The following is a 12,279-nucleotide window of genomic DNA, read 5'->3' on the forward strand; positions in this document are numbered from 1 at the left end:
TCGCTAAATAATCACGGGTTTTAAAAGTACCTTTGAAGGCTTTAAAATAATGCATGCAAAAGTTATTTAGTTTTAGATTTTGGAACCGTATTGCAAGACTGATACTTCGAAATAGGGAGGTTATTCTTGGGCTTATTGTGATCATAACTATGGCTTTTGCCACACAGTGGAAGTACATGCAATTCACTCATACGGAAGCCAATCTTCTTCCAAATGATCATCCTGTAAATAACGATTACAACAAATTTCTAGATAAATTTGGCGAAGAGGGCAACCTCATCATCTTGGGGGTAGAAAATAAAAATGTAGACGACTTTGAACGTTTTAACGCTTGGAATGAGTTGGCAGATACCTTAGCCACTTTTAAGGAAGTAGAGCTGGTGCTTTCTACTTCTAATTTACCAACCCTATCAAAGACAGAAGACAATACGCAGTTTATTATAGCACCTGTTCTCCAAGAACCACTTCAAAATAATCAGGAGTTGGCAGCTTTTAAAAAGAAGCTTTTCAATGACTTGCCTTTTTATAAAAACTTGATCTATTCAGAAAATGATAGTGTGATACGTACCGCTATTTACTTAAAGAAAGAGATTGTTAACACAAAGCAGCGTGTGGTTTTTATTATGGATAAATTCCAGCCACTTGTTCAAGAATACTCCAATGCAAACGAGTTGGAGATCAGAACCTCTGGAATGCCTTATATCAGAACACTCAATTCTCAGAATATTGTTGATGAGATAGGAATGTTTTTAATCGCCGCATTGGCAATTACTTCTGGGATTTTCTTCTTTTTCTTCAGGTCTTGGAGAGCGACGTTTATTTCCATCATCACGGTGATCATAGGAGTGATGTGGGCTTTTGGTGTTTTAGGATGGATAGGTTATGAAATTACGGTGCTTACGGCTTTAATCCCACCTTTGATTATTGTGATCGGGATTCCCAATTGTATTTTCTTGATCAATAAATACCAACAAGAAATAAAAAAACACGGGAATCAAGCCTTGTCATTGCAACGTGTTATTACTAAAGTAGGTAATGCCACTTTAATGACTAATCTTACTACTGCCAGCGGGTTTGCGACTTTTATCTTTACAGAAAGTAAGTTGTTGGTAGAATTTGGTGTAGTAGCCAGTATTTGTATTATCGCCATATTCTTACTGAGTTTGATGATTATTCCTATTGTTTATAGTTATTTACCTGTACCTAAGGAGCGACATTTACAACACCTCGGTAAAACTTGGATCAACGGATTTGTGGCCTGGAACGAGCGCATGGTTAAGAAAAAGCGCATTCCTATCTATATCACTAGTGTTGTGGTTCTTATTTTGAGTTTTATAGGGATCTATCAAATCAAAGTCTCCGGTAGTCTCATAGAAGACATGCCTAAAGGAATGCAGTTTTATAAGGATATCAAATTTTTTGAAGAGAGCTTTGACGGCATTATGCCATTGGAACTAGTAGTTTATAGTAAAAACGAAAAAGTAACCGCTCTTAAAACACTCAAAAAACTAAACAAACTAGAAGAGCATATCATTGAAACACCAGAGCTTTCTAGACCTATGTCACTGGTGTCTGCTGTTAAATTCAGTAAGCAGGCTTTTTATGGTGGGGATCCAGAATATTTTGACTTGCCTTCTACTTATGACGCGGTTACCATGTCTCAACTGCTAAAGAAAAGCGCTACGGATAGTTCTTTAATGAAAAGTTTTGTGGACAGTACGGGTCAATATGCACGTATGACTACTTTTATGAAGGACATGGGTACCGATCGCATGCAACGCGTAGAAGAAAACTTGAGAGAGAAAATAAAAACTATTTTTCCCGAAGATCGTTATGAAGTAACCCTGACAGGAAAGGCATTGGTCTTTCAAAAAGGAACGGATTACCTCGTTAATAACTTGATACTTTCTTTATCACTGGCCATTGTCCTCATCGCCCTTTTTATGGCGTGGATGTTCAGGTCCTTACGTATGATTTTTGTATCATTAGTACCTAACTTATTGCCGTTACTCATTACCGCCGGGTTGATGGGTTATATAGGTGTTCCTATAAAGCCATCTACTATTTTAGTGTTTTCCATTGCGTTTGGTATTTCTGTAGACGATACTATTCATTTTTTAGCTAAATACCGTCAAGAGCTCATTGCAAACAACTGGAGAATTAAGAGGTCGGTTTACGCGGCTTTAAAAGAAACGGGTGTGAGTATGTTTTATACTTCTATAGTTCTGTTTTTCGGATTCTTGACTTTCACCTTTTCTAGTTTTGGAGGTACGGTGGCGTTAGGAGCATTAGTGAGTGCTACCTTGCTTTTTGCGATGGCAGCAAATTTATTACTATTGCCTAGTATGTTGCTTTCTTTAGAGAGAAGCATTGCCAACGAGCGCACGTTTAAAAAGCCCGCGATTCCTTTGGTTGAACCAGTTAATGATGAGGAGGAATAGAGAACACCTCCTGTTCCTTTTTTATAAATGCTAAAGTTAATTGTTATATCGCTCAAGGCGAAAGCGAGACCCCCACAAACAGCACCACATTTACCAGCATTATTAATTGCGCTAACGGCTCATAAAAATTATATTTGCCGTACGCAACTGATCAAGAAAACCAATGAAAAGAATAGCAGTCCTACTCCAATCTGACCCTAGTGTGGTCGAGATGACCGTAAAAGGTTGGGTACGTAGTTTTAGAAACGATAGATTTATAGCTCTTAACGATGGTTCTACCATTCATAATTTGCAAGCTGTGATAGCGCCAGAGAATTTTGATCGAGAATTATTAGATCAAATTACTGTTGCCAGCGCTGTTGCTGTCACAGGTCTACTGGTAGAAAGTGAAGGTTCTGGACAGCGAGTAGAACTACAAGCTACTAAAATAGAAGTTCTTGCAGGCGCAGATCCTGAAGAGGTGAAGAAAACAATTTTATCTCCTAAAAGACATAAGCTAGAAACCCTTAGAGAGCAAGCACATTTACGTGTGCGTACCAATACCTTTGGCGCAGTGATGCGTGTACGAGCGGCATTATCTTATGCGGTACATAAATATTTTAATGAGAACGGTTTTTATCAAGCACACACGCCTATCATTACAGGAAGTGATGCTGAAGGTGCAGGAGAAATGTTTAGGGTATCCACTTTAGATCCTAAAAACCTGCCGCTGAATGAAAACGGTACTATCAATTATAAAGAAGATTTCTTTGAAAAGGAATCTAATCTGACTGTTTCTGGGCAACTGGAAGCAGAAACTTATGCCATGGGATTAGGTCAAGTATATACCTTTGGACCAACTTTTAGAGCAGAAAATTCCAATACGTCTCGTCACCTAGCCGAGTTCTGGATGATAGAACCTGAGGTAGCTTTTAACGATCTGGATGCCAACATGGATCTGGCCGAAGATTTTATCAAATACGTGGTCGATTATGCTCTTAAGAATTGTACTGATGACATTGAGTTTCTAGAAAACAGGTTAATAGAAGAGGATAAAAGCAAGCCAGTGCCCGAGCGCAGTCCTATGCCATTAAGAGAGAAACTTGCCTTTATAGGAAAGAACAACTTTAAGCGTGTTTCTTATACAGAAGCAATAGATATCTTAAGAAACTCTAAGCCTAATAAAAAGAAAAAATTCAAATACATCATTGATGAATGGGGGGCAGATCTACAATCAGAACACGAGCGTTATCTGGTAGAAAAGCATTTTGAATGCCCTGTTATTTTATTTGATTATCCCGCAAAAATCAAGGCCTTTTATATGAGGTTAAACGATGCCGATAGTGAAGGTCGTGAAACCGTAAGAGCCATGGATATTCTTTTTCCTGGAATAGGTGAAATAGTAGGAGGGTCGCAACGTGAAGAACGTTATGACGTCCTCAAAGGAAAAATGGATGCGATGGGTATTCCTTTAGAAGAGTTAGGATGGTACCTAGAAATGCGTAAATTCGGTAGTGTGGTGCACAGCGGGTTCGGTCTCGGATTTGAAAGACTGGTTATGTTTGTAACTGGAATGGGGAATGTAAGAGATGTGATCCCTTATCCACGTACGCCCGGGAACGCTTCTTTTTAAAAACAATTCAATTATAAGGAAGTCCTGATTTCTCCACTAGAAATCGGGATTTTCTCTTTGGAAGGAGGCCAAGAGTTTAGGGTTGTCATAAATGTAACAACTTTGTCTCTAATCAAATAGGCTTTTAGTATTTTTACTTAGTCACAAAACAACCATGCTTAAACAGTCACTAAATTTTAAATTGTCCCAGAAGTTATCACCTCAACAAATACAATTGATGAAGTTGATACAATTACCTACGCAGGCTTTTGAGCAACGGGTAAAATCAGAACTGGAAGAAAACCCTGCTTTAGATGACGGAAAAGAAAAAACTGATGATGAGTACGATGAGTTTTCTAACGAAGAAGATTACGAGGATGGAAATGAATCTATTGAAACCGACGATATTAATGTAGATGATTATCTCAGTGATGACGATATCCCTGAATACCGTACCAAAGCAAATAATTACAGCGCAGATGACGATGAGAAAAGCATACCCTATGCTGCTGGAAAGTCATTTACACAAACCTTATTAGAGCAACTCAACACCATAAGATTAACTGAAGAACATCGAGCTATTGCAGAGTTTCTTGTGGGGAGTATTGATGCTAGTGGTTATATAAGAAGATCTTTAGAAGACATTACTGATGATTTAGCTTTTACTATGAACTTGTATACAGAGGTGGGAGAGGTGGAAAAAGTACTTCAAGTAGTTCATGAATTGGACCCTGCGGGGGTAGGCGCTCGTAATTTGCAAGAGTGTTTGCTGTTACAGCTTTCGCGAAAGCGAAAAACAGAAAGTAATGAGATCGCTATAAAGTTAATAAGGGATTCCTTTGATGCCTTTAGTAAAAAGCATTATTCGAAAATAATGACCAAATACGACATTACCGAAGATGAATTAAGGGCTGCTATAGACGACATTGAGCATTTAAATCCCAAGCCTGGAAGTTCTTATGCAGGCGGTAGTACCCGTGTGGTAGAACAAGTAGTACCTGATTTCACTATTAGAATTAAAGATGGAGAATTAGAACTCACTCTTAACGGGCGTAATGCGCCAGAGCTGCATGTATCTAGAGATTATTCTAATATGTTGCGGGGTTATAAAGAAGCTAAAGAAAAAACCAAGTCTCAAAAAGATGCGGTGATGTTTATTAAACAAAAATTAGATGGAGCAAAATGGTTTATAGACGCCATCAAGCAGCGACAAGAAACCTTATTTATTACGATGTCTACCATCATGCATTACCAGCAAGCTTATTTTCAATCTGGAGACGAACGCAATTTAAGACCTATGATCTTAAAAGATATTGCTGACCAAATTAATATGGATGTCTCTACCGTTTCTCGTGTGGCAAATTCTAAATATGTCGATACTCCTTATGGGACTAAATTGATCAAAGAATTCTTTTCAGAATCCATGACCAATACCGATGGAGAGGAAGTTTCTACTAGGGAAATTAAAAAGATCTTGGAAACGGTTATCAATGAAGAAAGCAAGAAAAAGCCGCTTACCGATCAAAGGCTAGCTGAACTTCTCAAAGAAAAAGGATACCCCATTGCTCGTAGAACAGTGGCGAAGTACAGAGAGCAACTGGATATTCCTGTAGCACGTTTAAGAAAAGAGATTTAGAGCCTATGAAGTGGTTTCTAAAACTGTGGAGCTATCTTGTCAATCCCTTGTTTATCCCTTCCTTAGTAGCGCTATGGTATTTTAATTTCAACTATTATAATGATCCAGAGAGCGTGCGCTTAAAATTGTACCTCATTGTTATCCTTACAGCTGCCATTCCCTTACTCGTTTATACGATGCTGAAGATATTAGGCGTGGTAAATAGTGTTCACCTTTCCAGCACAAAGGAGCGCATTACTCCTTTACTGGTCTACATGATATTGTTAATTATATTGTTGCGAGGAGCTTTTGGAGACGGCCTGCATCTATCATTGTATTACTTTTTTATTGGAATCTTAATCGCAACCTTGGTCGCTACTTTAATGACGGCTTTTAGGTATAAAATAAGTCTTCACTTAATGGCTACAGGTGGTGTTTTGGGTTTTTTAATCATGCTTTCCTTTATTCAAGGAATAAATCTTTTATTCCCTATGGCTCTTATGGGGATTGTTTCTGGTCTTACAGCAACCTCTAGGTTGAGTATGGAGGCACATAAAGGTCACGAACTTATTTTTGGCGTTGCAGTAGGATTGATAAGTCAGGTGCTTGCGTTTAGTTATTCTTTACCTTAGAGAAGAATTACTTAAAGCATATAAAATTCAACACCAAATTTGATGGGTTGTAGATCAACTCGCTGATTATCTATTAAAGCATCTTTATCGAATAAAGTGATCAAATCATACTGCACAAAGGCGTTAAAACTTCCATTTCCCACAGTAAGCGTTGCCGCATAGCGCAATCGATTCAATTCTGGAATATCAGTAAGTATACTACTCCTTTCGGCATTTTTAAATATTGCTTTATAATTGTAGATGTAGGAGAGTTTCACTCCAGTATAAATGCGCCAAAAGCTATAATTAGTAGGAGTGGAAGTACGCCATCTCAATTGAATAGGCATCTCCAGAAGGTTGGTGTTAAACCTATTGCGATCTACGTTAGTATTGTCTTCAATAATGCTGAAAGTAGTCGATCCGCTTGGTGTTTCATCTATAAAAAGATTGGAGTTGTAAGTATTAGTAGAAACTCCCAGTCCGACTCCTATTGCTAGATTGCGCCGCTTATTGATAGGCATGTCTCTAATAAAACCTATGTGAACACCTCCAGAAAACCCGTTCTGAGAGAAAGAATTAGGCTTATTACTGATGAGGTTAAAAGAGAGTCCAACATAGAACTGGTCTTCTCTATACAGAGAATCCACTACGCTGGGTATGGCGTTTTCTTCCTGCTTCTTTTCTTGAGCTACGGAAGAGAATGTGCTTAATAAAAACAATAAAAGAAGGGAAATAAACTTCATATGGTATAGCTACAGTTCAAAAGTAAAGGTATAAAAATAGCCGTTCTTACAAGAACGGCTATTTTAAAAATTGTAGGGACCAAAAGACTATTTCTTTAAGTTTTTTAAAGGGTCACCTTCAATAGAAGTATAACTAATCTTAAGAGCCATAGCTTCCCTTAACTCTTGCTTCACGTCTGTCAAGATTCCCACTTGGGAGTTTTGATCTACTTTTAAAGAAACGGTCATGGAATCTTTATCATCTTCATCCATGGCATTTCTCTTAGTGTTGACAAATGTCTGTACATCACTGACTGGAGAGATTTTATCTCCTAGTTGAATCACTTCAGAAATTCCAAATTGCTTGATAAAATTAGGATTAGGTTTACCTATGTAAATAGTAACGATCTTCTTTTTTTCAGCAAGCTTTTCTACTTGATTTGCTTGTGGAAGCCTATTCTCAATTTGAAGCTCATCATCTCTCATTACCGTGGCGACCATAAAAAAGAACAACAACATGAAAACGATATCTGGAAGTGATGCTGTTGAAACCGCAGGTAATTCACCACTCTTTTTCTTCTTAAACTTAGACATAATTATTCTCTATTTTGAGGTTCAGCTTCAGAGAGGTTTCTTGGAAACAATTCTCTTACTTTTTCCAGTTTGTTTTGCAGCTCTAGGTATTCTGGGCTTTCTTTTTCATCTGCTGGCCAATCGTCCGACCTTTTTGTCATAGACTGGTAGGTTTCGTTATACAAACGCTTTGCTTCCCGATCTCTAAGGATGGCATAAGCCCTTACGAGCTCATTAGTAACCGCTACATACATTTTATAGGAGGTCTGTCTGTCATTAACAAGTGAAATTACCGCTTTCTTAGGGTTGTCTGAAGATTCTGGATTTTTTTCACCTCTACAATAGCTACAAACATCTCTAGGGTCCGTTCCTCCACCGTTATCCAAAAACTTTACAGCCGCATCAGTTAGTTTGCCTATTTCCATGTCCTTATCCTCTACAAGAAGACGGTTTTCAGCATTTACAACGACTTGAAAAATATTTTTTTCTTTAATCAGTGGTGGTTTCACATCTTCAGGAAGTGGTGGTGGTAGCTTACTAGCAATACCACTATCTACTTCAATCGTGGTGGTAACCAGGAAGAAGATCAATAGTAGGAATGCGATGTCTGCCATCGATCCCGCGTTTACTTCTGGTGCAGATCTTCTAGCCATAATTTATTTTTTTATGAGTTTGCTTATTCCCGACCACACGACGGTTCCTACAGCAACAATTGCAAGGATGTAGAACATGTACAAAGAAGCTCCAATCCAGCGAGAGGTTCCCGCTGTAAGTAGTTCTCCGTCTTCTAATTCAATTACCTTACCATTGATATCCACAACGCTGTCATCGGCCAATGCATAATAAGAGATCAGCGCTACAACTGCCAATAATCCTATTGATATCCCTGCTTTTTTAAGAGCCGCTGGATTGGTCATTAACCCTTTAATTACAAAGATAAGTACAATAACTACAGTGAGGACGAGCGAAATATACGCAAGATATATAAGAGGAGATACGGTAACCGCTTGGCTGTCTCCCGTATTGAGTTCAATGGCTTCATCACCTAAAGCAAGCGTATAGAAAAAGAATCCCATTGCTATAAGGCTCAAAAGAAGAACTAGGTATTTTAATGCTTTATGTAAAACCATGATTTGTTTTTGTTATGATGAATTACTTACCTTTCTTGTAATCTACAAGAATATCGATAAGAGTGATAGAGGCATCTTCCATATCATTTACAATACTATCGATTTTAGAAACGATGTAATTATAAAAAATCTGAAGAATAATGGCTACGATAAGTCCAAATACGGTTGTTAATAGCGCGACTTTAATACCACCAGCTACTAGAGAAGGCTCCATAGTTCCCGCCTCTTCAATACTGTTAAAGGATCCAATCATACCTATTACGGTACCCATAAATCCAAGCATTGGAGCAAGTGCTATAAATAAAGATACCCATGAAACGTTCTTTTCTAGTTGGCCCATTTGAACCCCACCATAAGCAACAACTGCTTTTTCAGCGGCTTCAATGCTTTCGTCAGCTCTATCAAGTCCTTGATAATAGATAGAAGCAACAGGTCCTTCTGTATTGCGACAAATTTCTTTGGCAGCTTCTATACCCCCATTTTTAAGAGCTTCTTCTACGTCTGCAGCAAGTTTCTTAGAGTTTGTTGTAGAAAGATTTAAATAGATAATTCTTTCAATGGCAATAGCTAGTCCTAATATAAGACAGACTAGAACGATTGCCATAAATCCAGGACCTCCATCAATAAAGTTTTTCTTTAGGACTTGGTGGAAAGTTTCTGTCGTTTTGGTCTCAGTAGCATTTTGTACTAATGCTGAGGCTGAAGCAACACCAGTAACACCTAATGTCATGGCTGCCGTGAATAAAATTGAAAGGGATCGTTTCATTTGACTTATTGAATTAATTTAAATTTTCTGTTTAAGGAGTAAATATATAATTTATGCTGCGAAAATAACACAACATTTTTAAAAGTAGCTTTAAAAATTTAGGGAATAGGGGCATAATGATCACATTTAACAAATCTAATCATTAATAAAACCAGGGCTATGCAGTGGCTAAGAGCCTTCTTGCTACTAGTGTTATCTAATTGTTAACAATAAGAAGCCTTTCATAAACAAAAAAAAGAGCCTTTTTAAAATCAAAAAAGAGCTCTTTTAATGTACCTCAGGCCGGAATCGAACCGGCACGCCGTAAAGCATTGGATTTTGAATCCAACGTGTCTACCAATTCCACCACTGAGGCATTTTTTAAACTGGAGGGACAAAAGTACTAAATAAAAATACTTATTAAATACAAATTGCTTGTTATTTAGAATAGCGTCTCTAAAATTATAAGTACATTTGCAGCCTTAAAATCACGTCTTAAAAGATGTTAATATGAATTACGCTTTACAACAAGATGCCAAATTATTCGGCTGTCGTCAGAGTATGGACCTTGCAGCTGCTATTGCAGACAAGTATGGGGCCGCTTTAGGTAAGGTGAATTTTTCTACTTTTAGTGATGGAGAGTTTCAACCGTCCTTTGAGGAATCTATACGAGGACGTCGCATTTTTATTATTGGCTCTACACAACCTAGTAGTGACCACATTATGGAAATGCTTTTGATGATCGATGCTGCCAAGCGCGCTAGTGCAAGACATATTACAGCGGTGATTCCTTACTTTGGTTGGGCGAGACAAGATCGTAAAGACAAACCTAGGGTGCCTATAGGTGCAAAAATGATCGCTAAAATTTTAGAATCTGCAGGGGCAACTCGCATTATTACTATGGATTTGCATGCCGATCAGATCCAAGGGTTTTTTGAAAAGCCTGTAGACCATCTTTTTGCCAGCTCTTTATTTATACCTTATTTAAAAAGTCTCAATTTAACAGATCTTACGATAGCCTCTCCAGATATGGGAGGTTCTAAGCGCGCTTATGCCTATGCCAAGACCTTAGAAAGTGATGTAGTGGTTTGTTACAAGCAGCGTCAGAAAGCAAATGTGATTTCCCATATGGAGTTGATTGGTAATGTGACTGGAAAAAATGTGGTCTTAGTAGATGACATGGTAGACACTGCTGGTACACTTACTAAAGCTGCGGACGTCATGATGGAAAGAGGAGCAAAAAGCGTTAGAGCTATTTGTACCCATGCGATCCTATCAGGTAAAGCTTATGAGCGTATCAATAATTCGCAATTATTAGAATTAATCGTTACCGATTCGATCCCGTTAAAACAAGAAAGCCCTAAAATTAGAGTGCTTTCCTGCGCGGCATTATTTGCCGGAGTGATGCAAAGTGTGCAAAACAATGAATCAATCAGTGACAACTTTATAATGTAATTTCATTAACTAAATATATATAACATGAAATCAATCACGATCTTAGGATCAAAAAGAGAAAGCGTGGGCAAAAAGTCAACTAAAGCCTTACGTAATGCTGGATTGGTTCCTTGCGTAATTTACGGAGGAGACGAGCCTATACACTTTTCAGCAGAAGAGAAAGCATTTAAAAAATTGGTGTACACTCCAGATGCACATACCGTGGTTATCGATCTAGGTAATGATGGTCAATTCAAAGCAATTGCTCAAGACATGCAATGGCATCCAGTAAGAGAACTTCTTTTACATGCCGATTTCTATCAAATCTTTGATGATAAAATGGTAACAATGGAAGTGCCAGTAGTTCTAGAAGGAGTTTCAAAAGGTGTTCTTAATGGTGGTGTGTTACGTCGTAATAATCGCAAACTAAAAGTAAAAGCATTACCAGCTAACTTGCCTGACTCTATTACTATAGATATTACTCCTATGAAAATAGGAAATAAGAAATACGTACGTGATTTAAGAGTAGCGGAATATGAAATCATGCACCCAGACTCAGTAGTAGTAGTGATGATCAAAACTTCTCGTACTGCGGTCATCGAAGATGACGACAGTGATAATGTTGAAGCAGCAGATGTTCCTTCTTCTCAAGATGAAGAAGCTGCTGAATAACCAATTTTTATATGATATAGAAGCTGCAAGATTTAGTTCTTGCAGCTTTTTTTATTTTTACACCATAGCCTGTTGAATTGGCTTAAAAAAATACTTGTTCGTGAAGCTACCATCACGACTATTCTAAATGAAAAGGATCCCATGAAAAAATTCATGATTATAGGTCTGGGAAATCCAGGCGCAAAATATGTGCAAACCAGGCATAATATAGGTTTTAAAGTACTGGATGAGATCGCTAGTTGCAAGGAAACTGCTTTTGAAACTTTAAAGTTAGGAGAGGTTGCAAGTATTACTCATAAAGGTAAAAGCGTCCTATTATTAAAACCAAATACCTATATGAACTTAAGTGGTAAAGCGATTAAGTTTTATATGAAACAAGAAAACATCGACATAGAAAACATTCTTGTCGTTACAGATGATTTGAACCTTCCATTTGGTACTTTACGCATGAAGGCCAAAGGAACTGATGGAGGTCATAACGGTTTAAAAGACATTCAAATCACATTAAATACTCCTAAATATGCTCGATTGCGTTTTGGAATTTCTGACGAATTTTCAAAGGGGAGCCAGGTAGATTATGTGTTAGGGGAGTGGAATAAGGACGAACAGAAAGCCCTGCCGGAACGCTTGAGCACAGCTGTTGAAATGGCTCTTTCTTTTACGCACGCAGGACTTGCTAACACGATGAACCAGTATAATGGGAAGTGATTTATAGAAAGAGAATAGTTGGATGGAGGTTCCGCTT

At 37.9% G+C, this 12,279-nt stretch carries 12 protein-coding genes and 1 tRNA gene; 7 read left to right on the forward strand and 6 right to left on the reverse strand.

Going from position 1 to position 12,279, the window contains the following annotated elements:
* Positions 1 to 53: 53 nt before the first annotated feature.
* From KG732_RS04375 to KG732_RS04390, 4 genes are all read left to right on the forward strand, one after another.
* Positions 54 to 2,441, forward strand: coding sequence for an efflux RND transporter permease subunit (locus tag KG732_RS04375; RefSeq protein WP_213521270.1), 2,388 nt, complete (start codon positions 54 to 56; stop codon positions 2,439 to 2,441).
* Positions 2,442 to 2,604: 163 nt separating this feature from the next.
* Positions 2,605 to 4,053, forward strand: a complete 1,449-nt coding sequence (gene asnS, locus KG732_RS04380) for an asparagine--tRNA ligase (RefSeq protein ID WP_213521271.1) — start codon at positions 2,605 to 2,607, stop codon at positions 4,051 to 4,053.
* Positions 4,054 to 4,207: 154 nt separating this feature from the next.
* Positions 4,208 to 5,668: an RNA polymerase factor sigma-54 gene (rpoN, locus tag KG732_RS04385; RefSeq protein ID WP_213521272.1), complete on the forward strand. Its 1,461-nt coding sequence runs from the start codon at positions 4,208 to 4,210 to the stop codon at positions 5,666 to 5,668.
* 5 nt (positions 5,669 to 5,673) lie between these two features.
* Entirely contained in the window at positions 5,674 to 6,279 is a 606-nt protein-coding gene (locus KG732_RS04390; RefSeq protein ID WP_292890625.1) for a hypothetical protein, read from the forward strand.
* Between the two features lie 11 nt (positions 6,280 to 6,290).
* Here the strand turns inward: KG732_RS04390 and KG732_RS04395 are convergent, their stop codons facing one another.
* The 6 genes from KG732_RS04395 to KG732_RS04420 all read right to left on the reverse strand — a co-directional run bounded on the left by KG732_RS04395 (position 6,291) and on the right by KG732_RS04420 (position 9,804).
* The gene (locus KG732_RS04395) at positions 6,291 to 7,001 is read right to left on the reverse strand and encodes a porin family protein (protein WP_213521273.1); all 711 of its coding nucleotides are present in this window, start codon (positions 6,999 to 7,001) and stop codon (positions 6,291 to 6,293) included.
* Between the two features lie 87 nt (positions 7,002 to 7,088).
* Complete coding sequence (locus KG732_RS04400; protein ID WP_213521274.1) at positions 7,089 to 7,574, reverse strand: biopolymer transporter ExbD; 486 nt, start codon at positions 7,572 to 7,574, stop codon at positions 7,089 to 7,091.
* A gap of 2 nt (positions 7,575 to 7,576) precedes the next feature.
* Entirely contained in the window at positions 7,577 to 8,206 is a 630-nt protein-coding gene (locus KG732_RS04405) for a biopolymer transporter ExbD (RefSeq protein WP_213521275.1), read from the reverse strand.
* Between the two features lie 3 nt (positions 8,207 to 8,209).
* Positions 8,210 to 8,683, reverse strand: a complete 474-nt coding sequence (locus KG732_RS04410; RefSeq protein WP_213521276.1) for a hypothetical protein — start codon at positions 8,681 to 8,683, stop codon at positions 8,210 to 8,212.
* Positions 8,684 to 8,705: 22 nt separating this feature from the next.
* Positions 8,706 to 9,449 carry a MotA/TolQ/ExbB proton channel family protein gene (locus KG732_RS04415; RefSeq protein ID WP_213521277.1) on the reverse strand — a complete coding sequence of 248 codons (744 nt, stop codon included), beginning with the start codon at positions 9,447 to 9,449 and terminating at the stop codon, positions 8,706 to 8,708.
* A 273-nt stretch (positions 9,450 to 9,722) separates the two neighbouring features.
* Positions 9,723 to 9,804: transfer RNA gene (locus tag KG732_RS04420), tRNA-Leu, on the reverse strand.
* A gap of 134 nt (positions 9,805 to 9,938) precedes the next feature.
* Here KG732_RS04420 and KG732_RS04425 point away from each other — a divergent pair.
* The 3 genes from KG732_RS04425 (at position 9,939) to pth (ending at position 12,242) form a co-directional block, all read left to right on the forward strand.
* Positions 9,939 to 10,883: a ribose-phosphate pyrophosphokinase gene (locus KG732_RS04425; RefSeq protein ID WP_213521278.1), complete on the forward strand. Its 945-nt coding sequence runs from the start codon at positions 9,939 to 9,941 to the stop codon at positions 10,881 to 10,883.
* A 24-nt stretch (positions 10,884 to 10,907) separates the two neighbouring features.
* Positions 10,908 to 11,534: a 50S ribosomal protein L25/general stress protein Ctc gene (locus KG732_RS04430; RefSeq protein ID WP_213521279.1), complete on the forward strand. Its 627-nt coding sequence runs from the start codon at positions 10,908 to 10,910 to the stop codon at positions 11,532 to 11,534.
* Positions 11,535 to 11,675: 141 nt separating this feature from the next.
* Complete coding sequence (gene pth / locus KG732_RS04435; RefSeq protein ID WP_213521280.1) at positions 11,676 to 12,242, forward strand: aminoacyl-tRNA hydrolase; 567 nt, start codon at positions 11,676 to 11,678, stop codon at positions 12,240 to 12,242.
* Positions 12,243 to 12,279: the final 37 nt, after the last annotated feature.

The sequence above is a fragment of the Nonlabens sp. genome, assembly GCF_018401815.1.
In the GTDB taxonomy this organism is placed as follows: Bacteria; Bacteroidota; Bacteroidia; order Flavobacteriales; family Flavobacteriaceae; genus Nonlabens.

Excerpts from the sequence above, each read along its gene's own strand:
- KG732_RS04375 (WP_213521270.1), top strand. The coding sequence starts at position 54 with ATGCAAAAGTTATTTAGTTTTAGATTTTGGAACCGTATTGCAAGACTG.
- asnS (WP_213521271.1), top strand. The coding sequence starts at position 2,605 with ATGAAAAGAATAGCAGTCCTACTCCAATCTGACCCTAGTGTGGTCGAG.
- rpoN (WP_213521272.1), top strand. The coding sequence starts at position 4,208 with ATGCTTAAACAGTCACTAAATTTTAAATTGTCCCAGAAGTTATCACCT.
- KG732_RS04390 (WP_292890625.1), top strand. The coding sequence starts at position 5,674 with ATGAAGTGGTTTCTAAAACTGTGGAGCTATCTTGTCAATCCCTTGTTT.
- KG732_RS04395 (WP_213521273.1), bottom strand. The coding sequence starts at position 7,001 with ATGAAGTTTATTTCCCTTCTTTTATTGTTTTTATTAAGCACATTCTCT.
- KG732_RS04400 (WP_213521274.1), bottom strand. The coding sequence starts at position 7,574 with ATGTCTAAGTTTAAGAAGAAAAAGAGTGGTGAATTACCTGCGGTTTCA.
- KG732_RS04405 (WP_213521275.1), bottom strand. The coding sequence starts at position 8,206 with ATGGCTAGAAGATCTGCACCAGAAGTAAACGCGGGATCGATGGCAGAC.
- KG732_RS04410 (WP_213521276.1), bottom strand. The coding sequence starts at position 8,683 with ATGGTTTTACATAAAGCATTAAAATACCTAGTTCTTCTTTTGAGCCTT.
- KG732_RS04415 (WP_213521277.1), bottom strand. The coding sequence starts at position 9,449 with ATGAAACGATCCCTTTCAATTTTATTCACGGCAGCCATGACATTAGGT.
- KG732_RS04425 (WP_213521278.1), top strand. The coding sequence starts at position 9,939 with ATGAATTACGCTTTACAACAAGATGCCAAATTATTCGGCTGTCGTCAG.
- KG732_RS04430 (WP_213521279.1), top strand. The coding sequence starts at position 10,908 with ATGAAATCAATCACGATCTTAGGATCAAAAAGAGAAAGCGTGGGCAAA.
- pth (WP_213521280.1), top strand. The coding sequence starts at position 11,676 with ATGAAAAAATTCATGATTATAGGTCTGGGAAATCCAGGCGCAAAATAT.